The 20,786-nt window shown below is 62.3% G+C and carries 21 protein-coding genes and 1 pseudogene; 10 read left to right on the top strand and 12 right to left on the bottom strand.

Translation table 11 applies throughout. The annotated features are described in order from the left end of the window. Nucleotides 1-19: 19 nt before the first annotated feature. The 3 genes from MMG94_RS11175 to MMG94_RS11165 all read left to right on the top strand — a co-directional run bounded on the left by MMG94_RS11175 (nucleotide 20) and on the right by MMG94_RS11165 (nucleotide 2,664). A complete protein-coding gene (locus tag MMG94_RS11175) occupies nucleotides 20-751 on the top strand; it encodes a DUF3060 domain-containing protein (RefSeq protein ID WP_081495726.1) in 732 nt (243 codons plus the stop codon). Nucleotides 752-1,145: 394 nt separating this feature from the next. Further along, a complete protein-coding gene (locus tag MMG94_RS11170) occupies nucleotides 1,146-2,171 on the top strand; it encodes a trypsin-like serine peptidase (protein WP_016921411.1) in 1,026 nt (341 codons plus the stop codon). A 28-nt stretch (nucleotides 2,172-2,199) separates the two neighbouring features. Then, the gene (locus MMG94_RS11165; protein WP_157212457.1) at nucleotides 2,200-2,664 is read left to right on the top strand and encodes an OmpA family protein; all 465 of its coding nucleotides are present in this window, start codon (nucleotides 2,200-2,202) and stop codon (nucleotides 2,662-2,664) included. Between the two features lie 32 nt (nucleotides 2,665-2,696). Here the strand turns inward: MMG94_RS11165 and MMG94_RS11160 are convergent, their stop codons facing one another. After that, complete coding sequence (locus tag MMG94_RS11160; protein WP_193787614.1) at nucleotides 2,697-4,490, bottom strand: peptidoglycan-binding protein; 1,794 nt, start codon at nucleotides 4,488-4,490, stop codon at nucleotides 2,697-2,699. Nucleotides 4,491-4,757: 267 nt separating this feature from the next. Between MMG94_RS11160 and MMG94_RS11155 the strand changes: the two genes are divergently transcribed. Beyond that, nucleotides 4,758-5,975, top strand: coding sequence for a hypothetical protein (locus tag MMG94_RS11155; protein ID WP_016921408.1), 1,218 nt, complete (start codon nucleotides 4,758-4,760; stop codon nucleotides 5,973-5,975). A gap of 105 nt (nucleotides 5,976-6,080) precedes the next feature. Here MMG94_RS11155 and MMG94_RS11150 read toward each other — a convergent pair whose 3' ends face one another. The 7 genes from MMG94_RS11150 to MMG94_RS11120 all read right to left on the bottom strand — a co-directional run bounded on the left by MMG94_RS11150 (nucleotide 6,081) and on the right by MMG94_RS11120 (nucleotide 11,287). Beyond that, nucleotides 6,081-6,296, bottom strand: a complete 216-nt coding sequence (locus tag MMG94_RS11150) for a WGR domain-containing protein (RefSeq protein WP_016921407.1) — start codon at nucleotides 6,294-6,296, stop codon at nucleotides 6,081-6,083. Next, a complete protein-coding gene (locus MMG94_RS11145; RefSeq protein WP_016921406.1) occupies nucleotides 6,296-6,508 on the bottom strand; it encodes a site-specific integrase in 213 nt (70 codons plus the stop codon). The genes MMG94_RS11150 and MMG94_RS11145 overlap by 1 nt, the downstream gene beginning before the upstream one ends. A gap of 247 nt (nucleotides 6,509-6,755) precedes the next feature. Next, nucleotides 6,756-7,880 carry an acyl-CoA dehydrogenase family protein gene (locus tag MMG94_RS11140; RefSeq protein ID WP_016921405.1) on the bottom strand — a complete coding sequence of 375 codons (1,125 nt, stop codon included), beginning with the start codon at nucleotides 7,878-7,880 and terminating at the stop codon, nucleotides 6,756-6,758. Continuing rightward, nucleotides 7,877-8,428 carry an OsmC family protein gene (locus MMG94_RS11135; protein WP_016921404.1) on the bottom strand — a complete coding sequence of 184 codons (552 nt, stop codon included), beginning with the start codon at nucleotides 8,426-8,428 and terminating at the stop codon, nucleotides 7,877-7,879. Before MMG94_RS11135 ends, MMG94_RS11140 begins: the two co-directional genes overlap by 4 nt. A gap of 21 nt (nucleotides 8,429-8,449) precedes the next feature. Next, nucleotides 8,450-9,283: an ABC transporter permease gene (locus MMG94_RS11130; protein WP_016921403.1), complete on the bottom strand. Its 834-nt coding sequence runs from the start codon at nucleotides 9,281-9,283 to the stop codon at nucleotides 8,450-8,452. After that, the gene (locus MMG94_RS11125; protein ID WP_016921402.1) at nucleotides 9,280-10,509 is read right to left on the bottom strand and encodes an ABC transporter substrate-binding protein; all 1,230 of its coding nucleotides are present in this window, start codon (nucleotides 10,507-10,509) and stop codon (nucleotides 9,280-9,282) included. Before MMG94_RS11125 ends, MMG94_RS11130 begins: the two co-directional genes overlap by 4 nt. A 16-nt stretch (nucleotides 10,510-10,525) precedes the next feature. After that, entirely contained in the window at nucleotides 10,526-11,287 is a 762-nt protein-coding gene (locus MMG94_RS11120; RefSeq protein WP_244415489.1) for an ABC transporter ATP-binding protein, read from the bottom strand. Here MMG94_RS11120 and MMG94_RS11115 point away from each other — a divergent pair. Both MMG94_RS11115 and MMG94_RS11110 read left to right on the top strand, forming a co-directional pair. Next, nucleotides 11,243-12,130 (top strand): TetR/AcrR family transcriptional regulator, encoded by an 888-nt coding sequence (locus tag MMG94_RS11115; RefSeq protein WP_244962196.1) that lies wholly within the window; start codon nucleotides 11,243-11,245, stop codon nucleotides 12,128-12,130. The genes MMG94_RS11120 and MMG94_RS11115 overlap by 45 nt on opposite strands. A gap of 405 nt (nucleotides 12,131-12,535) precedes the next feature. Further along, nucleotides 12,536-13,609 carry an alpha-amylase gene (locus MMG94_RS11110; RefSeq protein ID WP_244415487.1) on the top strand — a complete coding sequence of 358 codons (1,074 nt, stop codon included), beginning with the start codon at nucleotides 12,536-12,538 and terminating at the stop codon, nucleotides 13,607-13,609. Nucleotides 13,610-13,681: 72 nt separating this feature from the next. Here the strand turns inward: MMG94_RS11110 and MMG94_RS11105 are convergent, their stop codons facing one another. Both MMG94_RS11105 and MMG94_RS22135 read right to left on the bottom strand, forming a co-directional pair. Continuing rightward, nucleotides 13,682-15,091, bottom strand: coding sequence for a DHA2 family efflux MFS transporter permease subunit (locus MMG94_RS11105; protein WP_016921398.1), 1,410 nt, complete (start codon nucleotides 15,089-15,091; stop codon nucleotides 13,682-13,684). Between the two features lie 444 nt (nucleotides 15,092-15,535). After that, nucleotides 15,536-15,756: pseudogene (locus MMG94_RS22135) on the bottom strand (cold-shock protein). A gap of 160 nt (nucleotides 15,757-15,916) precedes the next feature. Here MMG94_RS22135 and MMG94_RS11095 point away from each other — a divergent pair. From MMG94_RS11095 to MMG94_RS11080, 4 genes are all read left to right on the top strand, one after another. Further along, a complete protein-coding gene (locus MMG94_RS11095) occupies nucleotides 15,917-16,108 on the top strand; it encodes a hypothetical protein (RefSeq protein WP_016921396.1) in 192 nt (63 codons plus the stop codon). 174 nt (nucleotides 16,109-16,282) lie between these two features. Beyond that, on the top strand, nucleotides 16,283-16,756 hold the full coding sequence (locus MMG94_RS11090) for a YaiI/YqxD family protein (protein WP_016921395.1): 474 nt from the start codon (nucleotides 16,283-16,285) through the stop codon (nucleotides 16,754-16,756). 4 nt (nucleotides 16,757-16,760) lie between these two features. Continuing rightward, a complete protein-coding gene (locus tag MMG94_RS11085) occupies nucleotides 16,761-17,366 on the top strand; it encodes a DUF938 domain-containing protein (protein WP_016921394.1) in 606 nt (201 codons plus the stop codon). A gap of 43 nt (nucleotides 17,367-17,409) precedes the next feature. Continuing rightward, a complete protein-coding gene (locus MMG94_RS11080) occupies nucleotides 17,410-18,111 on the top strand; it encodes a spermidine synthase (RefSeq protein ID WP_026016474.1) in 702 nt (233 codons plus the stop codon). A 65-nt stretch (nucleotides 18,112-18,176) separates the two neighbouring features. Here the strand turns inward: MMG94_RS11080 and MMG94_RS11075 are convergent, their stop codons facing one another. Continuing rightward, nucleotides 18,177-19,610, bottom strand: a complete 1,434-nt coding sequence (locus MMG94_RS11075; protein ID WP_016921392.1) for a sensor histidine kinase — start codon at nucleotides 19,608-19,610, stop codon at nucleotides 18,177-18,179. Further along, the gene (locus MMG94_RS11070; RefSeq protein ID WP_016921391.1) at nucleotides 19,610-20,287 is read right to left on the bottom strand and encodes a response regulator transcription factor; all 678 of its coding nucleotides are present in this window, start codon (nucleotides 20,285-20,287) and stop codon (nucleotides 19,610-19,612) included. The genes MMG94_RS11075 and MMG94_RS11070 overlap by 1 nt, the downstream gene beginning before the upstream one ends. Between the last annotated feature and the right edge of the window lie 499 nt (nucleotides 20,288-20,786).

Genomic DNA, 20,786 nt, shown 5'->3' with positions numbered 1-20,786 from the left:
ATCCAATGGCGCGCTCGCCATGGCGGACGGCTCAAAGGCGACAGTCAATGGTTCCGGCAACGCCGTGACTCTCGAATTGGGGGGGAGTCTCACACTCTCGGGAAGTGGCAATGAGGTTGCATTTGGAGCCGGGAACGACGTCGTAACCGATTCCGGTTCGTCGGAAGTCTTCATTTTCCGGGCGAATTTTGGTCAGGATACGATCGCGGGCTTCGACAGCGGATCGAATGCAGGTCGACAGCGCGGTCTTCACAGACTGGGCGCATCTTATCGGCGCGGCGCAACAGGTCGGCGCGGACACGCTCATCACGGCGAGTCCGACGGACACAATTACCCTCAAGAATGTCGCTGTTTCAAACCTGAATCAGAACCAGTTCCAGTTTACCTGATTGGCGAGGAAAGCTCCGGGGCGATTGAGCGCCCCGGAGCGCGCCTCTTCTTTGTCATTGTCTCGCGCACCAAAACCGCTTGTCCAGAAGCGTACGCCCTTGGCGTCGAGTTCGCGGCCCTTCTTCTCCATTTCGGCCACAGCCGCGGCGACTTCCTGTGTGCGGTCCTGAAGTCGGGAGAGCTTTGCGCACGCGCTGGCGATTTCGGCGCGCTGCCATCCGATCATGGCGAAACCACAGATGACGGCGAGAATGACGGCCCCGAGCGCCGTCGCGCCGATGACAACGAGCGCGAAAAGCGCGCTTGCGCGGGCGCGGTCGTCTCCCTGGCCGCGTCGCCGAGAATGAAGCGGCGTCCTTGAGCGCGGCGCAAACCTTTTCCGCGACGGCCGCCATGCCGCCGGAAAACGCTCGCGGCTCAAGCTGCGCGACCTGTTTTGTGAGAGCGCCGGTCTGCTCGGCGAGGCGCTGCTCCTGAACGCTCAGTCGAATTCCAGACTGAACGTCTCGGCGCGCGCTTCCGATCTCCTTTTTCCCCATTGGCGCGCGCCCGACCGGCGCCTCGAAAATTAATCCAATTGAAATTTTTCGTTCGCGTGCGCGGCGCGCGATGCTATCTTCCTTCAACACTTGGATCTTTATCCATATGCTATTCGATTGCCGGCGCGTCTTCTCCTCATCCGCGCGTCAGACAGTCCACTCTCCACAAGGAGCGTAGGACGCTTGGCCTCGTTCCTTACGCAATAGGGGGCTGACATGTTGGGAGATAACGAAAGCAAGACATCGAGCGACGCTCACGCGGCCGCGTCTCCCGCGCCTGTCTCCAGGGAGCACGAAGTCTGGAGCGGCGCGACCGCGCAGGCGGAGAAGCCCCAATTCGTGGACGATGCGCCCGGCGACGGTTGCGGCATGCTGGAGTCCATCCCCGGCTTCGCATCCTTCGATTTGATCGGAGCCGGCGACATTGCAGGGCCCGTCGACGGTCCTGTGCTCGACGCGGCGCCTTGGTCGTGGGTGCGACGCTTGCTGGTCACATATGAAGACGGAAGCAAGGCCTTTTATACGGGCTGGCTGGCGGCGCCCCGCCTCGTCGTGACGAGCGGGCGCTGCCTGTACGATCATTCCCGGGGCGCGGCGCGCGAGGTCGCGGTCGAAGTGGCGCCGGCCGGCAATGCAGCCGGACGAAGCTGGGTCAAATCGAGCGATTTCGTCACCGTGACGGGTTGGCGGGAAAACGCGAATCCGGAATGCGATTACGGCGCGATCACGCTCGCCGCCCCCGGCCTGGCGGGCCTCGGCAATTTCGGCCTCGCCTGGCTGCCTGGCGGCAGGCCTGTCGGAGAATGGCTCAATCTCTCCGGATACCCCGTCGAACGCTCGGATGAGATGCAATGGTTCGAGGGCGTGCGGATCATCGACGCCAGCGAACGGTTTCTCTTCCGGACGGGAGGGTTTCATACCGCGGGCGCCGGCAGCCCGTTATGGCTCTACCTGTTCCGCAATGGACAACGGGCGCAGCGCTATGTTTGCGGCATGGTCGGCTCCAACGCCGATCAGGGCAATGCTTTGCGCCTGCATCGCGATATTTACGATAATCTTCTCGACTGGACGAAGAAGGCGTCGTCCGCTCCGCAACCGGCTTCGTCTCCCGCCGCGCCGCCATCCGTATCGACGCCGCCTTTCGCTCAGCAACCGGCCGCGCCGCAGCCCGCCCCTCCGCCTGTCGTTCCGCCGGCCCCGCCGCCGCCCGCCGGGGATCATGTTCCGACAGGCGCCGGATAATCTGCTTCAGTTTCAAGGGGAGGTCGTGATGGACCAAAACGCGCTCGTGCTGCTGCTCACGGCCGCTCTGATGGGTGGAAAAGCGGCCCCTGTGCAAACAACACACACGCCGTCTGGCGACGGCTTTCTCGTCGAGCCCTTCGCGTTCTGCCGGACGGTCAGCGGCGCGAAGCCCCAGCTTTCCGACGTCAAACTGGACAATCCGTCGAAGCTGTCCGCCGAGGATCAGCAGACGCTGCGCAGTCTGGCGGGATTTATGCGCAAGCATCATTGCGGGGTGGTCATCGAGGGATATACGGACGAGAACGGATCCGCGAATCGAAAGAAGCGGGATTCCGAGACGCGCGCGAAGACAGTCGCGACCTATCTGACGACGACGCTTCCGGAGTCGGAGCGCGTCGCCGCGGAGCAGGTGAAGAGCGAGGGCAAGGGCGAGCTGACGGCGCCGGGCCTGACCAGAGAACAGAAGAAAATCGTGAAGATCGTCCTGTAGCGCTCCAGCGCACAGCGCGATCTTCGATCGACTCACATCGTTTTTGGACCGATATTCATGCCGCTGCGCTGATCGTTGACGCGTTGCTGGATGATGTTCGAGCTGAAGAAATGAACGGCGGCGCCGATCGCCAGCGCCGCAAGCGAACCGGTTGTGCCAGCCGGAAGCAGAGCGTTGACCCAGGGAAGGATCGCGTCGAAAAGCCCTCCTGCGGCGGTCTGCGCGGCGGGCTTCGCCGGCGCCGCTTTTTGCAGAATTTGCAGGAGCGTGTCGAGCGATTGATTGACGTTCGGGTCCGCGGCGATGCCGGGCACTGCGCGCAAGGCCTGCAGACTTTGCAGCAGCGTATCGACAGTCGAGGCCGTCGTCGACGTCGGCGCCGCGCCGCATACGGCGTTCGTCGCGTCGAGCGCGCATGCGCCGCTCTTGCCGAGGCCGCCCACGCCGAGCGCGCCGGTGATCCAGCCCAGAATGCGAACCCAGTCCGCGTTCTGGACGGTCTTGGAGCCAAGCTTCCGTAAATCGTCCGGCGTCAAGCTCACGCGCTGATCCGGCAGGGGGCGCGCCGTTCCGTTGACCAGCGCGGCCCAGGTGCTCGCATCGGCGACGCCGGTGACGGGAAGATTGTTGTCGAGCTGAAATATGGCGACGGCGCTGCGTGTGAGCTTGCCGAATTTGCCGTCGGTCCCGCCGGTATAATATTGCAGGCCGTTGAGAAGGTCCTGGAGGCGTTTGACCTCGTCGCCGCTGTCGCCCATCTTCAACGTCGGGAGTTCGCTCCCCGAGCCGGCGGCGAAGCCCTGTCGTGCGAGAAGTTGAGATAGAAGCGCGAGCAAATCGTCGGAAGCGACGGACGGCGTTTCACGCATGGTTCCGACCTCGTCAAATTTCGCAAGTATTGTCTGGGCGTCCACCCTGTTCAGGCTTTCCCATTCGGCGCGCAGACCGGCGACGTTGCGGCCGCGCCGCTTGACGAGCGCGACGCCCAGCCGGTCCTGAAGGTCCTGCGAGAACAACTCGGAGCCCGACAGCCCCAATTGCGTGCGAAGCCCTTTCAGGGTCGTCTGCACGAACTGGTAGCGCCCGAGCGCCGATGACGGCGAGCTTCTGCGCATGAAGCTCTGGAGATCGTCGATCTCGTCGAGCGTCTTGGTCACGAGGACCTGTTCGCGGCCGCCGGGCAGAAAACGCCCTTGCGCCAGAGATATGTTATAGCCGGCGGGGCCGGTGGTCCCGACTTCGTGCAAGGCGATGAAATCGAGAAACGGGCGGAAGCGTTCGACGTCGGGATCGTTGCTCATATCATGCCCCTCGGAAAATGAATGTGACCAGGCCTCGTCGACGATCCGCGCGTCGCCGGGGGCGCGGGGATTGTTCCAGCCGCGCTGCGCCGCTTCCCGCAGCCATGGAGGCGCGTTGGCGGAAGCCCCGCCCGCCCCCCAAACGAGTTGCGCGTGGTCCTGGGGCGAGTTTCCGAAGCCGACATGAAGCTTGGTGGGGCCCATATAGCCGACGCCGGCGCCTATGCCGTTCGCGCCATAGGAGGCGGCGGCGGTCACGAAACGGCTGACGACCTCCAGATCGTCGGAAATGGTGAAGTTCAGCGGGCGGCCATTCTTGATGAGTTCGAGATCGGCCGCGTTGCCGTCATCGTGTCGATGCGACCCTGTTCGGCGTCCGCCCGTTCCCGGCTGACCGCCTGACGTAATCCTGATGGTGTCGATCCTCGCATCTCCGGCCGCGGCCATCAGCACGCGCCTCAATTTTTCGTTGATCGGCCGGTCGCGGGTTTGACCACCCAGCCCGGACTCATCAATACGCGCCATAACGGCGTTCCCTTCCTGAAATAACAAAAAATTATTGTTGCGCGTGACCTTAGGCGCGTCAATCGAATAGTGGGCGAAAGGTTACTTACGCGCGGAAGGCGCCTGCGGGAGATGCACCGTAAAGGTGAAGCTTCCAAATTGCGGCAGGCTCCGGTTGCATCGGCGCCAGCGCTCGTCTAGCGGTCATTGCGAGCGCTCGCGATAGGCCTTAACCAGGAGAGGTCCGATGCTCGCAAGGGCCGAGCGAACTCACCATCGCAGGACGTCATGCGCAAGAATCTCGCCAACGCCATCGTCCGCGCAGCCTTTCTCTTTAGCTGTTCCGGAAGCGGTCTCGCCGCGGGATTGCGGTTGGAGGGCGGCGAGCGCTGGGTGGTCCTGACGTCGAAGCAGGATAAAGCGGAGGCGGTGGAAATCGCCAGGGACTATGGGCGCAGCATCAGCGGGGTGCGCGTCTTCAGATCGAACAACGGATGGTTCGCCGTCGTCCTCGGACCTCTCGCCGTCGGATCGATCGACAAAGCCAGAAACGTCCTGGAGCCGCGCCTCCGGCTGAACGCGGACGCCTATCTCTCGCGCGGGGAGCGTTATGCCGAAGCAGTCTTCGACGCGCCCCCGTCGCCCATTCTCGAAATGGTCGAATATAAAGGCGAGCGGCCGGCGAAAGCGTCCTATGAAGGTGTCGCCGTCATTCTCGACAGCCTATGCGACAAAGAGGGCAACCGGTCGCCGACGCTTCGCGGAGAGACGAATGGAGAGACCTTTTTTGCGCGCATCGACGAAAGCCCGGCGGTCGAGGGGCAAACCTTCTCTTCCCGCGCGCGTTTCATAAGGCTCGATCCGCATAGCCCGAAGCCGCAAGTGGCGTTCAGCTATTTCTGGGGCGGCGCGCATTGTTGCACGGTCACCAGAATCGCGACCGCCCTGGAATCCGGAAAGTGGCGGATCCTTGCGGGGGAAACGCTCGACGGCGACGGATATGAATATGAGGACGTAGACGGCGACGGGTCCGTCGAGCTTTTGAGCCGGGACAATTCTTTCCTCTACGCATTCGACTCTTACGCGTCTTCCTTCGCGCCGCCGAAAGCGCATCGCCTTTCCGGCGATCAGCTCAGGGACGTCACAGGGGAGGCCGGCATGCGTCCCTATCTCCAAAACCAGCTCGCACGCATGGAAGGATGGGCGCGTCAGACTCCCGAATTATGGGCGACAAACGGCTTTCTCGCCGGTTGGGTCGCCGCGAAGGCTCAGCTCGGCGCGTTCGATGACGCCTGGCGCCGGATGCTCAGAAGCTACGACCGCAAATCCGAATGGCCTCTGGAAAAATGCGCTCTGGCGGTCGAGCTGGACAAATGCCCTTCCGCGAAACGGCAAAAGATTTCCTTTCCCGAGGCGTTGCGAGACCATCTTGTGAAACGCGGCTATGTGCCGGCCACGGCCTCTCCCAAGGTCGAAGACCGTCGCGACTCGTCGCCCTCCAGATAGAGGGAAGTGCGCATAGTTGATGGGCGCTTCGCCAGGGAGAAGACCGCATGGCTCTTTCGCGCACGACAACGGCTTGCTTCACCACGCGGAGACGCGGTTCCTCTTCTACTTGATCGCCGCCATTCTGCAATTCGTGAAAAGCATGGCGGCGGCAGCTTGTTCGTCCTCGAAAAGATTTGCGCGCAAACGTCCAGCCTGTCCAATGCGGTCCCATTCACGTAGGAGCGTGAATTGGCCGAAAAAAGTGGGCTGCAACGCCATCTCATAGAAGCGCGCCATGTTCCTGGCCGGATCGATGCGTTTGAGATGAATGAGCGTCATCAGATCGCCACGCGTTCGATTTCATCGAGGTTCATCTCGTCCCAGCGGCGATCATAGAGTTGGGTGGCGCGCGTCGACGCGTGATTCGTGATGCTGGCGGCCTTTTCGAGCGTGCCGCGTTTCCTGAGATAGGCGGTGACGCGCGCAGCTCGAAAAGAGTGATTGCCGATCTTTGTCTTGATGTCGGCCGCTTCCGCGCGGCGACGGATCATCGCGTAGGCGTTCGCCTGGGGCAGGAGTATTGGTGAGCTGCGCCGCGCCCGATCGTGCGGAACTCAGCGGCTCCTTCGGATCGCTCGCCAACCCGCAACTGTCGATATAGGCGTGCGGAAGCCTCTATAGGCCGGTCGTCGCGCCAAGCTGCCGCACCCCGCGGGATGCGGGTCACGGGTTTCGATCGTGGTTTGGCGGAGTCATGGCCGTGCGCGCAGACGCTCCTTCGCGCCCGTTACACAGAGGTTAGGCGTCCGAGCCAGTCGATAGGTCCTTCAAGAGGTGCTTCGTCGCGGGCGTGACGATCGCCACGAAATAGGACTCGCGAAGCCGACGGCTATAGACCGAGTTTCGCAAATAGGCGCTGGCGCCGGCGTGGAGCATGAGCGCCTGCGTCGCCTCGAGCGCGAGGCGCGATCCCTCGAGCCTCGCGGAGAGAACGCGGCGCAAATAGTCGGCGTCGTTTTCGAACGGCGCGGCCGCGAGCGTCAGGATTTCGCCTTCAAGCTCGCCCAGCTTTTCCTCGAGCGCCCCCGGGCCGATCGGAAGATAGGCGTTGACCTCGCGCATACGCGTCGGCAACTCACGCATGAGCTGCGCGCAATTGCGCACGAGGCCCGCCGCCATGCCGGTCTGTAGCAGCAAAAATCCGGGCTTGATGCTTCGCGCGAAGCGCGGCAGCGCCTCGGACAGAAGCATACTGTCAGGAACAAAAGCGTTCTTGAAGCCGACCGCACGCGTCGCCGTGCCGTCAAGCGCGATGAATTTCGCGCCCTTGCGGCTCTCCACGCCGTCAAAGCCAAGACGGGCGATCGCTATGATCGCCTCGGAACCGGCGTCGAAACAAAAGGCGAAATAATGGCCCGTCTCCAGATTGGAGACCCAGGGCAAAACGCCGTCGACGCGATAGCCGCCGGTGACGCGCTCGCCCTTGAGCTTCATGGGCTCGATGCCGGAGAGCGCCTTCATCGGATTGGAAAGGCCTGTCCCGCCGAGGATGGCGCCGCTGGCGGCGTCGGCTTGCAGGCGAGCGCGCAGCCCGGCGTTCTCGGAATTCTGCAGATACCAGCCGAACGCGTCCTGGCACCAGGCGCAGAAGGCCGTGGAGAGGCAGACCTCGGCGACGGCGCTCATCGCTTGAATGGCGCGCCCGAGATCGATTGCGGCGCTTTCGCCGAAGCCCTCGTGATGCTGGGCGAAGGCGCCGACCGCGCCGAGTTGTTTCAGCACGTGGGACGGGTAGAGGCCTTCCGCGTCGATGCGCGCGGCGAGCGGCCGCAGTTCGCGCGCGACCACGCCGCGCACCCGGGCGAGAACATCCTTTTTTGGCGGCGCGGGCGCCAAGGGCGCGGCGGCGTCAGCGAGACTCATGCGTCACCCTTTTCGGCGCGCGCCACCGTGAGGGCGACGGGCTTGGCAATGGTGTTGGCGACAGGCGACCATTTCTGCGCATGGGCGATCAGCGCGTCGAGCGTCTCCTTCGGCGCGTCCGCGTCGAGCGTCACGTTGACCCGGACCGCGTCGAAGCCCACAGGCTTTGGCGAGATGTCGCCCGCTCCCCAGACCGAGGTGATGTTGATGTCGGCTTCGAGATCGAGCGCGAGCGAACGCACGGTGATGTTGTTGGCGACGGCGTTGGCGTGAATGCCGACCGCGAGACAGGAGCCGAGCGCGGCGAGCAGCGCCTCGGACGGATTGGGCGCGGTGTCGTCGCCGAGCAGCGCCGGCGGCTCGTCGACGATTTGCGGCGGCAGATTGCGGACGAAGTTAAGATGGCGGAACCGGCCTTCGGCCACAGTGCGGCACTTTACGGTCTTGATCGCCGCAGGATTTGCTTTGCCGGCGGCGATGAGGGCGTCGAGCCCGTCCTTGCTGATCGGCGCCAGGCAGGAGGTCAGGACCGGGGCGTCATTGCTCATGTCGAAGAATATCCTTTGAAGTTAGTCTTGATGGGTCCAGGAGACGCGCGCGATCGCCGCGACGATCAGCGCGTCGAGGAAGAAGCCGATGAGGCCGATAAGAACGACAGTCGCGGCGAGGCGGTCGTAGTCCAGCGTGTCGCGCGCGTCGTTGATCGCATAGCCAAGCCCGCTGGTGACCCCGAGATATTCGGCCGGCGCCAGAACGATCCAGGCGACGCCGAGCGCGAGGCGCAGGCCGGTCAGAACATCCTGCGCGGCGGCCGGAACGACGACGGCGGTGAGGATCTGCAAGCGTCCCGCGCCGAGATTTTGCGCGAGACGAAACCAGTCCGGGTCGAGCTTGCGCAACCCGTGCGCGGTCGAGAAAATGATCGGCCATATGGAGGCGGCGAAGATCAGGAAGACGATCGCCGCGTTCCATGTCGGAAAGGCGAGAATGGCGATCGGCATCCAGGCGAGCGGGCTCACCATGCGCAACAGCTGGAACGGCAGATGCGTCGCCTTGCGAAACAGCGCGCTGCGCCCGACAAGGACGCCGATCGGCGCGCCCAAGGCAAAGGCGATGGCGAGCCCGCCGGCGATGCGCGCGAGGCTGGGGCCGGCGGCGGCGAACGCCGAGCCGTCGACGAGCATCTCGTAAAGACGGCGCAGGGCGGGCGCCGGCGCGAGGGCGGCGAAGGCGGCGGTCGCCGGATTGCGGGCGATCAGCCAGCCGCCGAGCGCCCACAGGCCGAGGAGGGCGGCGAGGCCGCTCAAATCAACGAGCGCGCTCGCCACGCGTCCGCCCAGCGCCGGCAGGCGGCTTGCGGCCCGACGGCGGCGGAACGGGGAGGTCATCGCTGCGCTGCTCATAGCGCGATTATCTCCTGGCGGCTGAAGGGATCGCCGCTCGCCACGCTCCTGTCGCGTCGCCAATCGGGGTAGCGCGCCAACGCCTGTTTCACGAACGCGTAATCGACGAGGTCTTTCGTCACGAAATCCGGATCGAGCTTGTCGAGAAAGACGCGGTCGCCTTCGATCTTCGTATCCTTGAGCTGCTGCACGATGAGGCGCGTCGCCGACGGATAGGGCCAAGGCTGGAAATCGATGCGCCCATTACCCCAATCGGCATGCCGGATGATGTCCTTATAGGCTGGCTCCTGCGCATAGCCGGTGATGGCGCGCGTAACGACTTTCGCCGGCGCCGGCAGATAGCCCAGGCCGTCGCGCGAGAGCAGTTTCGCAACCTCCTCCTTGTTCTGCGAGGCGTAGACTTCCGCGCGCACAATGGCGTTGACGACCTTCTGCGTCCATTCGGGCCGCTTCTCGATCAGCGGCTGCAGAATCGAGACGACGCAGCAGGGATGATTCTTCCAGATGTCGCCGGTAAAACGCAGCACGCGCGCCGAGGCGTTCAGTTCGCCAAGCGCATTGAACGGCTCCGCGACGATGTAACCGTCGATCTTCCTGGCGGCGAGCGCCGGCGGCATGTCCGGCGGCTGAAGGATTTGCAGATTGACTTCCTTGGGGCCGAGCGTCGCGTCCTGCGGCTTGATGACGGGCGTAAGGCCGCTTTTACGCAGCGCATATTGAAGCACGATATTGTGCGTCGAATACCAGAAGGGCACGGCGAGCTGCTTGCCGGCGAGATCGGCAAAGCTTTTCACGCCGCCGTCGCCCTGCACGACGAGCGCCGAGCCATTCGTGTGCGCCCAGGCGACGACCTTCACCGGCACATGGCCGCCATAACGCAGCCAGAGCGCGGTCGGCTTCAAAAGATGCACGACGTTAAAGCGGCCGGCGGCGAAGCCCTCGATCAGCGGCGCCCAGCCGCGAATGAGTTCGGGCTTGGCGACCTTCAACCCTTCCTCCTCGAAATAGCCCTTGGCGTGGGCGAGGAGCAGCGGCGTTGCGTCGGTGATCGGCAGATAGCCGATACGTAGCGTGTCGACGTCATTTTCCATGGCGCGCGCAGCGTCCGGCAGGGCCGAGAGCAGCGCCGCGAGGCCGCCCATGGCGAGCCGATCGAGGACGTGGCGGCGCGATACGCCCCCGCCAGGCGCATAGTGAAGATCATATTGATCGCAGTCCTTGCACATTGGTCTTCAGCTTTCGTCAGGCGTCTATAGCGATGGAGCAGGGCTCGGGTTCGAGAGCGTCGAGAAGGCGCGCGCGCAACGTTGCGCGGGTCTCGCCGTCCATCTCACTCGGAATGTCATGTTCGGCGATGATGCGTCCTGGCTCCGCCGCCATCACGACGACGCGCGAGGCGAGATCGAGCGCGTCGTCGACGTCATGGGTGACGAGCGTCATCGCGAAACCGAATGTTTGCTGCGTCTCGCGCAACTGGCGACGCAGCTCGCCGCGCGTCAACGGATCAAGCGCGGAGAAGGGCTCATCGAGAAGAAGAATGTCAGGATCGACCGCGAGCGAACGCGCGAGCGCCACGCGCTGCTGCTGCCCGCCGGAGAGTTCGCGCACATTGGCGCGCGCGCGTCCGGCGAGGCCGGTCCGCGCGAGCAGCTCCTCGACGCGGCCCGGCGTCTCCTGCTTGCGTCCGTCGAAACGTAGCGCCAGAGCGACGTTGCCGGCGACGTCAAGCCAAGGAAAAAGCAGCGGGCGCTGAAACATCAGCGTGCGGCGAATTGGCTTCCTGGCGTCGCGCCGATTGGCGAAATGGATGTCGCCTCCCGTCGGCTGGACGAGACCGGCCATGATCTGCAACAGCGTCGATTTTCCGCAGCCGCTGCGGCCGATGACGGCGACGCATTCTCCGGGCGCGACGCGCAGGCTGACGTCGGCGAGCGCCGGAGCGGCATGATGGGCGTAGCGATGCGTGACGCGTCGCAGCGCGATGAGCGGAGCAGGGATAAGCACGGCGGCGGCTTCCTTTCGTATATAGACTACAAATATAATCGAATTTATCAATATGCTGGTGTTTCGCCGCCATTCGTGCTGCAATGCCTTGAAATTGATAGTCAAGTACCGCATCGAGCGGGCGCTCTTAGAACGAATGGTCTAGAAAAAATGGAAAATCGCCTGTCCGCAAAGCGAAAAAGCCGCCTGTCGCCGACGGCCGTCAACCGCATGGGCCGCGCCCGCACGGGTCAGAAAGACGCGCCGCCGAAAGGGCCCAAAGCCAATGCGCGTCTCCTCGAAGCGGCGATCGGCCTTTGTTGCCGCAAAGGCGTCGCCGCGACGAGCGTCGATGAAATCATTGAGGAGTCGGGCGTCGCGCGGATGACGCTTTACAATCGCTATGGCTCCAAGGATGCGCTCATCCACGCGGCGCTTGCGCATGAAGCGAGCGTCTGGCGCGCCTGGTTCTTCACAAGGCTTGCAGAGACCCCGGGAACGCCGCGCGAAAAGCTGCTCGCTTTGTTCGACATCATGGACGAATGGTTCAGACGCGATGATTATCTCGGCTGCGCGCTGATGAATGCGGCGATGGAGGGCCGCAACACGGATGAGAAGCTCGCCGAGATCATCCGCGCGCATAAGAGCCATGTGATTGAGCAGTTGCGCGCGCTCGTCCATGCGGCGGGGGTTAATGACGTTGAATTGCTCACGCAACAGCTCGACCTGCTGATGGACGGCGCAATCGTCAAGGCCGCCATCAAGAAGACCCCGGCGCCGGCGCTGGAGGCGCGCAAAATCGCTGAAGCATTGTTGCCAAGCGCCTCGCGCGGCGGCCCGCGAGTCACGGCCGTGACGCTGTAGAGCGACTCTTGCCTCTCACTATTCCGGACTGCGCTCGCACAGTGTTGCGCCGACGCCACGCCATGGGCGCGTCCCGCCGAAAGTGAGAACTATTATTATACTGAAAAGTATAAGCTCCATCGCCTCTGATCGCACAACTATATGTTAAACTGTGTTTTTCTTTATTTCTGACATCATATTTTAGAGTAGTTGATTAAACTTATCGAGTAGAACAAGAATGTAAATGTCAGCTTTGGGCGCTTTGTCCGCAGCAGGTTGAGGCGGATGCGACGGAAAGCGCCGCAACTTCTCATCGACGATCAGAGGTTCTTGAACATGACTCTGCATGCAGGAGAGACGGCCAGGCGTGGCCGGCTATTGAGGTCGCTATTGCTCGCCGGCTGCGCCCTATCGCTTGGCGCCGCCTTGCCTGCCTCGGCCGCTGCGAAGCGCGCGGCCGTCGTCAAGGCTCCGCCGCAACTTGCGCCGCCAGACGTCGCGCCGCAAATTGTCGCGACCCAGTCGCGGCCGCCGGCGCCCATGGGCGTGTTCGGCGCTGACATGCCCGCCAAGGGCAAATTAGTGCTGGCGATCGCGCCGATCTGGGCCAATCTGTCGGGACAGCGGATCGGCGCGCAGGGCGTCAGTTCCGAATTCATCGTCTCGACCATTCCCTGGTGGGTCGATCCAACCAAGAAGCTGCGGCTCGTGCCGCAAAACATCGCCGTCGCTTCGCAGACGGGCGTGGTCTCCTATGGTCTTTCGGACGACCTTTCTGTCGTCGTCACGGCGTCGATCGTCGAAAAACGGCTCGAGGCGCTCACCTTCAAGGGGCAATCCGGCGTCACGCCATTGGGCAGAAGTTACCCGGGAACGTTCGGCCTCGCCGATTTCACCACAAGTGCGATCTACAGGATTTACCAGGACCCCGTGCACAGGGTTCAGGTGAATCTCGGTTTCGCCTATCCGTTCAGCTACAACGCGGCCCGCTTCGATCTGCTGCAGCCGGACGGAACGATCTCCAACCTTCGCGCCTTCTACGGCATGCAGCCCGGCAGCGGCACCTTCGATATTCTTCCTGGGATCGTCTATGCTGGAAACGCTGGCCAATGGTCCTGGGGACTCTCCTACCGCGCGCGGTTGCCGCTCGCCAAGAATCCGGAGAACTGGCGCTTCGGCGATCTGCATGAGTTCAACGGCTGGGCGGGTTATACCCTGATCCCCGGCGTGACGACGACCTTTCGCGTCAGCGGCGTGACGCAGGGGCAGATCTCCGGCTTCGATCCGCAAATCCTCGGCCGCGCCGTGCCGACCAACCCCGCCTTCTACGGCGGCCAGCGCGTGGAGCTCTTTGGCGGCGGCGTCGTCAGCGGCAAGTTTATCGGGCTCGATGCGGCGTCGATCGCCTTCGAGGCCGGGCTGCCCGTCTATCAGAATCTCAACGGCCCGCAGATCGCCAAGAATTGGCAGGCGGGCTTCTCATTGAGGCTGAAGATCTGACGATGAAGCAAATCCGGGCTCGGCTGGAAACATCGATCTAGGCGATTCCATCATCGATGGAGTTTTCGCTTGTCAGGCCAATTCCGGGCTTGCGCGGCTCAGGCTGGCGCCGTCTGTCGCATGCAATCTCCAGAAGGACAGGGAAGAGACGATGGTGAGCAAGCCGAGCGACAGGTAAGCGCCATGAAGGGCGTTGATGACGGCGTGGGGATTGGACTGCGACGCCCCGCCGAGGAACCAAGCGGCGACCAGCGACCCGATGGCGAGGCCGAAGCTCATCGATATTTGCTGGAATGAGCTTGCGATCGTGGCCGCCATGCTCGACTCCTGGGGCTCGACATCGGCATAAGCCATGCTGTTCATGCTGGTGAATTGGAGCGAGTTGAAGAAGCCCAGCGCGAAGCCGATGGCGACGACGGCGGCGAGCGGCGTCTGCTCGGTGACCAGGGCGTAGAGGCAGGTCGTGACGCCGATCATCACCGTGTTGACGATGAGCACGGCGCGGTAGCCGAAGCGGGCGAGAATGGGTCTCGACGCCATCTTCATACCCATGGCGGCGGCTGCGGTCGGCATCATGAGGAGTCCCGATTTCCACGCGGGAAGTCCGAGACCGACCTGCAACAGCAGCGGCGTCAGGAATGGCAAGCCGCCGACGCCTAGCCTTGTGACGAAGCCGCCGGTGACGGAAACTTCGAACGTCCGCTTCTTGAACAGAGCGAGATCGAGCAGCGGGTAAGGCGCTCTCAGAGCATGCCGCCAATAGGCAAGAAGCAACGCGATTGCGACGATGAAGAGGACAGCGCCTGTAACAAGTTCGATCTGATGCTCGCCGAAGATCTCCAGAAGCCAGGAGAGAAGCGCCGTGCCCGAACCGAAAAGTAAGAGGCCGCGCCAGTCGAAGGGGCGGCGCGCATCCTCACGGTAATTGGGCATGTGGCGATGGATCAGCCATTGCGCGACGATCCCGATGGGGACGTTGACGAAGAAGATCTCGCGCCATGACAGCCAATGCACGATCAGACCGCCGACCGTCGGCCCGAGAAGCGGGCCGATAAGGGCCGGGATGATGACGAAATTCATCGCGGTCATCAGTTCGCTCTTCTCGAACGTCCGCACGATGGTCAATCTGCCGACGGGCATCATCAGCGCCGCGCCGGCGCCCTGAAGGATGCGGGCCACGACCATCTGCCCGGCGCTCTGGGACAATCCGCACAGCGCGGACGCGATCGTGAAGACCGCGATAGCGACGGCGAAGACCCTTCTTGTCCCGAAGCGATCCGCGATCCATCCGCTGACCGGGATGCCGACGGCAAGGCTCAACACATAGCTCGCCGCGACGGCCTTCAGGCTCAGAGGCGTCACCTGCAAGCTCTCCGCCATCGCAGGAACCGCAGTGTTCACGATGGTCGCGTCGAGTTGCTCCATGAACAGCGCCGTGGCGACTACCCAGGGCAAGAAGCGTTTGACCGTCGACTCCTCCATCAAATGACTCCTGCCGTTCAGTTGCGTTTGCTCGCGAATTTCCCGGGGCCGACGACCGAGAGATAGTGGAAGAAGAAGCTGTAGGCGACGGCCGAGTTCGCCCATTACGCGCCGGTGGAGAATCTTGAACGAATCGACGTCGATCTCATGCGGTCGGCGCGCGTGAAGATCGACATGGCGCCTGAATGCTGACCGACTGGCCGGGCGATGGATGCTCAGACCGCGGCAGGGGCAATCCTGATCGATATCGTTCCCACATCCTCGCGTAGAGCGATTCCAGCGTCAAGGTGTAGGCTTTGGCGTCGAACAAGGGCGCTCAGGCGGGTTGCCTGCGAATGTTCGACGTAGATTTCCTGACCTCGTCGCATCCGTTGCGAGGCCAGTTCGAAATAATCATCTTGATCCTTAACCACCAGCTCAGAAAGGCCGACTGCATGGAGGAGCCTACCGGCGACGCGCGAAGGGAATGTCGCGCCCGGAGGGGTAATGACTAGAACTCTTGGATCGGACCTCTGCGACTATGTCATCACAGACGCTGACGTGGATAAAGACGTCATTTCCACCGACGTCAGGGTAGATAAACCCAAAGCCTTTTGGAAGTTGAACCATTTGACGGTTCCGCTAACCCGATAGCCTGCAGGTAGGCTATTTTTCTCGAATAGCAAGCTCAGGCCGAAAATGAGTCGTATGTCGGTTATTCAGCCGCGGGCCGGCGAGGAGCGATTTTGCTTATGTGAGCCATCACCTGTAGCCATGCTTGCATATATGAAATACAACTCACATCTCATTCTCGAGTAACTCAACCAGAAAGGCGCGCAAGCTACCATGAGCGATAAAACCACCGATAAACGTATCAAATATGGTTTTGGCGAATTCAATCTGGGCGACGCGTGGCGCTACTACAATGTTCCGTTGGCGCGCATCCGCAGCGCCGCCCAAATGTTCGGTCAGCGCCATGGCATGAAGTTTCGGGTCCGACAGAGCGCCAAAGCGGTGCTGGTGGAGCGGCTGTCGTAAAGACCTCCAAAGCTATAAGAGAAGCCCGGATCATGTGTCCGGGCTCTTCGTCGGCAGAGCCTATGATAGAGAAGCCGCCTGAGCTGGCGCGGCGAAAGGCTGCAGTGGCGCAAAGCGGAACAACGCGTGTTTTCAGGGCGGGGAAGGCCGCCCTCCATGTGCTATCCTGCTGTCATGACCCTTAAGATCTACATCGACGCCGACGCCTGCCCGGTGAAGGAGGAGACCTACAAAGTCGCCATCCGCTACGGACTGCAGACCTTCGTGATTTCCAACAGCTTCATGCAAATCCCAACATCGCCGCTGATTACGAGGGTGATTGTCGCGGCCGGCGCGGACGTCGCCGACGACTGGATCGCGGAACATGTCGTCGCCGGCGATGTGGTCGTGACCAGCGATATTCCCCTGGCTGCGCGCGTTCTGGCCAAAGAGGCGCATGCAATTGCGCCCTATGGGCGCGCCTTTACGGAGGATTCCATCGGTCTCGCCCTCGCGCAGCGCTCTCTCATGGAGCATATCCGCTCGACGGGCGAGGCGACCGGCGGCCCGCCGCCCTTTTCCTCGACGAACCGATCCCGTTTCCTTCAAGCCCTCGACCAGGCGATCGCCCGCGAAAGAAGGAAGCGTTCGTTGTCGGAGTCTCGGTGAGCGCATGGGCGACAATCGTCTTTTCTCCGCCGCGGCGGCCCGCAATCGCGGGCCCATCCTGGACGTCCTGCGCGCGGTTCTGCCGGAACGTGGACTCGTGCTGGAGATGGCGAGCGGCTCCGGCGAACATGTCGTGCATTTCGCGGCGGAGCTGACAAAGTTGACATTCGCGCCATCCGACCCCAGCTCGAAGGCCCGCGAGAGCGTCGTGGCGTGGATCGCGTCCGCCGGCGTCGGAAATGTGCGGGCGCCGCTCGCTCTGGATGCGGCGCGGGCGCCCTGGCCAATCGAGCGGGCGGACGCCGTCATCTGCATCAACATGGTTCATATTTCGCCATGGGCGGCGACGGTGGGCCTTTTCGACAACGCCGGAGCGATTCTGCCGGCCGGCGCGCCGCTCTATCTTTATGGTCCCTACAAGCGGGACGGCGCGCATACCGCGCAAAGCAACGCCGAATTCGACGCCGGCCTTCGCGCTCAAGATCCTTCCTGGGGCGTGCGTGATCTCGAAACAGTGGCCGATCTTGGCCGGCAAGCGGGTTTCGAAGGGCCCGAGATTATCGAAATGCCAGCGAATAATCTAAGCTTGATATTTCGACGCGCGCTCTGACGAGGGGGCGACGAGCGCGTTGACGACATGGCTGGAGGCGTGCGTGATTCCCTGGTCCCTGATCGACACGGCCCGAATACCTGGCGGCGAAGGCGCGCTGCGGCTCATGCGCCGGGGAGCCGAATTCTCGATCATGCTGGGCCAGAATGAATTGATGAATAGTCGTCTCAGCGGCTCCGAGGAGGCGCTCGCCACGCTCGCATGCGAGAGAATACATTCCCGCCAGGACCCGCGCATTCTCATCGGCGGGCTGGGGATGGGTTTTACTCTGCGCGCCGTGCTTGCGGTCGCCGACCCCAAGGCGCTTATCGTTGTCGCGGAGCTGGTTCCCGCAGTGGTCGCGTGGGCGCGCGGTCCGATGGCGGATTTGTATGGGACGAGTCTGACAGATCCGCGCGTCTCGATCCTGGAAGAGGATGTGGGCCAGATCATCCACTCGACGCGCGCGCCCTATGACGCCATCCTGCTCGACGTCGATAACGGCCCCGAAGGTTTGACGCGCGAAGCCAATGACGGCCTTTACGACATCGCGGGATTGAGGGCCGCTCGTGACGTCTTGCGACCCGGAGGCGTGCTGGCCGTCTGGTCGTCCGGCCCTGATCGCAGCTTCACGCAGCGACTCCACAGAGCCGGGTTCGGCGTCGAGGAGATCAAGCTGCGCGCCAATGGCAAGAGAGGCGGGGCCCGGCACGTCGTCTGGATCGCGACGCGCATCGATCGCGGAAAGCGCCCGCAGGCCGGATAGATTTGCCTTTCATGCGGTCGGCGTCGCCTCAAAGCTGTCGGCAAAAATTCCCTTTATTGATTGAGTTATGCATTTGCGATTGGTTTGGGTCGCACAGGCGTCGACACGCATCGTGCAGCCGTCATTTGCCGAGGGGCAAAGGCGAGCTTGAAGGTCGCGCCGCCTCCCGGCGTCTCCACGACCCAGAGCCGGCCACCCTGTTTCTCTATCAACTCCTTGGCGATGGCCAGCCCTAATCCGGTCCCGGGCGTGGCGTCGCTTTTGCGCCAGAACGGCTCGAAGATCATTTCGCGATCCTGTGGCGCGATTCCTTCGCCGTGGTCCACGACTTCGACAATGGCGTCCGAAGTGAGGCGAACGATGACGAGACCGTTGGACGGCTCGACCCGCATCGCATTTTCAATGAGATTGGTCACAACGCTCTCTACGGCCCACCGATAGGCGTAGACGAGAACGGGGTCGTCGGGCGCGTCGAATTCAATCTGGCGATCGTTTTGATAAGCGATTGGCATCAAGTCCGCGATGGTCGTCAAAATCGCGCTTCTGAGATCGAGCTCGGGCGGCGCTTTTCCGTCGCCGCGCTCTTCGAGCTGCGCGAGAACAAGAAGTTGCTCGAGGATCGTCTTGATCCGCGTGGCGTCGTGCTGCAATTCGACCTTGAGCGGGCCATCCGCCATCTTGTCCAGCCGCGCGCACAAAATCGCAATTGGCGTGCGGAGTTCGTGCGCCGAATTGGCGGTGAAGCGCCTCTGACGCGCGACCCCATCTCGTACCCGCTGGAAGGCTGCATTCACTTCTTCGACGAAAGGCAAAATTTCCGATGGCAGATCGGCGTTCGCCGCCTGCCAGTTCAGCGTGTCTATATTTATTTTTCTGATATTCGCGGCGGCTACGCGCAGGGGAGCCAGGCTGCCGCGCACCACGAAAAACCCGATGAGCGAGATGAGCGCGCAAAGCGGCGCATAAGCAAGGAGATTTTCGGCCACCACATAGGCGTTCAATTGGTAGAAGACGTCGTCCCAGTGAAAATTCGAGCCATATACGATTGTGCCGAGCTTTCCGTAACGGGTCAGCGTTGTGCGGACATATCCTCGCGCGTTGACATTGGCGTCGTCGGTCAAATGGAAAAGCGAACCGAATACTTCGACGTCTCCCATCAGCGGCTTGAAATGGGCCGCCAGCTCCTCGGACGATCCTGGCAGCAAGGCGCCGTCGTGCGGATCGAACACGGCGAAGCGGAAGTCCGGATTTCGTTGTTGATGCCGCCGCAGTCGCTCGGTCGACTCCACGTATAATTTTCCGTCCGATCCGCGCCGAAGCGCATCGACGACGATGTCTCTCGCGTGTTTCGTCGTCCAAACCTCAAGCGCCTGCCGATGATCGCGGCCCCAAAAAAATGCAAGAGGGATTTGCACGGTGACGGGGGTCGAAAAATAAGCGAGCAACGAACCGAGAATCCAATACAGGATCAGGCGGGATTTGAGAGAATGCAGCCACATCAAACGCGCGCCCGCGCGATCAAGTAACCCACGCTCCGCGTCGCATAAATCTCGACGCCCGCATCCGCCTCTCTGAGTTTCTGGCGGAGACGGGAAACCAGCATTTTCAGCGCGTCATTCTGCACCTGCTCGTCCAGACCGTAGATTTCATCGATAATGACAGAATAAGCGACGGCGCGTCCGGCGCGCCGCATCAGCGTCTCGAGTAGCAGCAGCTCGCGCTTGTGCAGGATCAGCGGACGGCCGCTTACGTGAGCTTCGTGCAAATTGAGATCGAAGGACAATGCGCCCAACAAAACCGGAGGAATCGGCGCGGCGCCAGGACGCCGCAGACTGGCGCGTATCCGGGCAAGAAGCTCATCAGGCGCAAATGGCTTGATCAGATAATCGTCGGCTCCGGCGTCGAGACCGTTGATGCGGTCGTCGAGAGAGCGCAGCGCCGTCACCATGAGCACGCGAATATTCGGCCGAAGCGCACGAATCTCGGGCAAAAAATCAAGACCGTCGCCATCCGGCAGCCGCCGATCCAGCAACAAAATCGGATAATCATAAGCATACAACGCCTCTCGCGCGTCGGCGATCACGCCGACGCGATCGACCAGATATCCTGATCGCTCGAGGCGGTCGGACATCAGTATGCTCATGTCAATTTGGTCTTCGACGACCAAAATTCTCATTGGAGGGATTTCCGCATCTCGCGCCAATACTCATCGAACGCGCCTCCGACCGTTAAGCTACCCATTACTGTTGCGCTTTTGCAACAAAAAACTTCCCTTCGTCTGGCGGCGGGGTGGAACCCATTCCGGTTGCGTTCGCGTTACCGTTGGATGCTAATCGACTCCTGAAAGTCACAAGAGGTTGAGCCTTGCTCCGCGCGGCCTGGATATTTTTGCTTCTGCTGACGCTCCAAAGCGCCGCTTTGTCGGCGGTGGGGCTGTCAACGGAGCATGGCGCTATCCCCGCCGGCGTCTCTGCGCCGATTGAGGCGAACTGCTCGTCGGGAAATGTCCCCGGCAAACCGCCGATCCCCGGCGATATTTGGCGGCATTGCTGCGACGCTTGTTTAGCCGATTCCGGCGATGGCCATGCGAAACAGAATATCGCGTTTTGTAGCGCCCTCATTCTGCCGCCGACCGCGCCGGCGACTCTGGGGAAAAGCTTCTCTCAAAGCGCGCC

The sequence above is a fragment of the Methylocystis parvus OBBP genome, assembly GCF_027571405.1.
Lineage (GTDB): Bacteria > Pseudomonadota > Alphaproteobacteria > Rhizobiales > Beijerinckiaceae > Methylocystis > Methylocystis parva.
The sequence above is the reverse complement of the archived record's forward strand: the minus strand, read 5'-3'. Positions and strand labels throughout refer to the sequence as shown.

Bases quoted from the DNA above. Each gene is read 5' to 3' on its own strand.
- MMG94_RS11145 (WP_016921406.1), bottom strand. From the start codon at position 6,508: ATGATCCGTCGCCGCGCGGAAGCGGCCGACATCAAGACAAAGATCGGC.
- MMG94_RS11170 (WP_016921411.1), top strand. From the start codon at position 1,146: ATGTTGGGAGATAACGAAAGCAAGACATCGAGCGACGCTCACGCGGCC.
- MMG94_RS11115 (WP_244962196.1), top strand. From the start codon at position 11,243: ATGCGTGACGCGTCGCAGCGCGATGAGCGGAGCAGGGATAAGCACGGC.
- MMG94_RS11140 (WP_016921405.1), bottom strand. From the start codon at position 7,880: ATGAGTCTCGCTGACGCCGCCGCGCCCTTGGCGCCCGCGCCGCCAAAA.
- MMG94_RS11165 (WP_157212457.1), top strand. From the start codon at position 2,200: ATGGACCAAAACGCGCTCGTGCTGCTGCTCACGGCCGCTCTGATGGGT.
- MMG94_RS11075 (WP_016921392.1), bottom strand. From the start codon at position 19,610: ATGTGGCTGCATTCTCTCAAATCCCGCCTGATCCTGTATTGGATTCTC.
- MMG94_RS11125 (WP_016921402.1), bottom strand. From the start codon at position 10,509: ATGTGCAAGGACTGCGATCAATATGATCTTCACTATGCGCCTGGCGGG.
- MMG94_RS11105 (WP_016921398.1), bottom strand. From the start codon at position 15,091: ATGGAGGAGTCGACGGTCAAACGCTTCTTGCCCTGGGTAGTCGCCACG.
- MMG94_RS11150 (WP_016921407.1), bottom strand. From the start codon at position 6,296: ATGACGCTCATTCATCTCAAACGCATCGATCCGGCCAGGAACATGGCG.
- MMG94_RS11095 (WP_016921396.1), top strand. From the start codon at position 15,917: ATGAGCGATAAAACCACCGATAAACGTATCAAATATGGTTTTGGCGAA.
- MMG94_RS11155 (WP_016921408.1), top strand. From the start codon at position 4,758: ATGCGCAAGAATCTCGCCAACGCCATCGTCCGCGCAGCCTTTCTCTTT.
- MMG94_RS11090 (WP_016921395.1), top strand. From the start codon at position 16,283: ATGACCCTTAAGATCTACATCGACGCCGACGCCTGCCCGGTGAAGGAG.
- MMG94_RS11130 (WP_016921403.1), bottom strand. From the start codon at position 9,283: ATGAGCAGCGCAGCGATGACCTCCCCGTTCCGCCGCCGTCGGGCCGCA.
- MMG94_RS11135 (WP_016921404.1), bottom strand. From the start codon at position 8,428: ATGAGCAATGACGCCCCGGTCCTGACCTCCTGCCTGGCGCCGATCAGC.
- MMG94_RS11160 (WP_193787614.1), bottom strand. From the start codon at position 4,490: ATGGCGCGTATTGATGAGTCCGGGCTGGGTGGTCAAACCCGCGACCGG.
- MMG94_RS11175 (WP_081495726.1), top strand. From the start codon at position 20: ATGGCGGACGGCTCAAAGGCGACAGTCAATGGTTCCGGCAACGCCGTG.
- MMG94_RS11085 (WP_016921394.1), top strand. From the start codon at position 16,761: ATGGGCGACAATCGTCTTTTCTCCGCCGCGGCGGCCCGCAATCGCGGG.
- MMG94_RS11070 (WP_016921391.1), bottom strand. From the start codon at position 20,287: ATGAGAATTTTGGTCGTCGAAGACCAAATTGACATGAGCATACTGATG.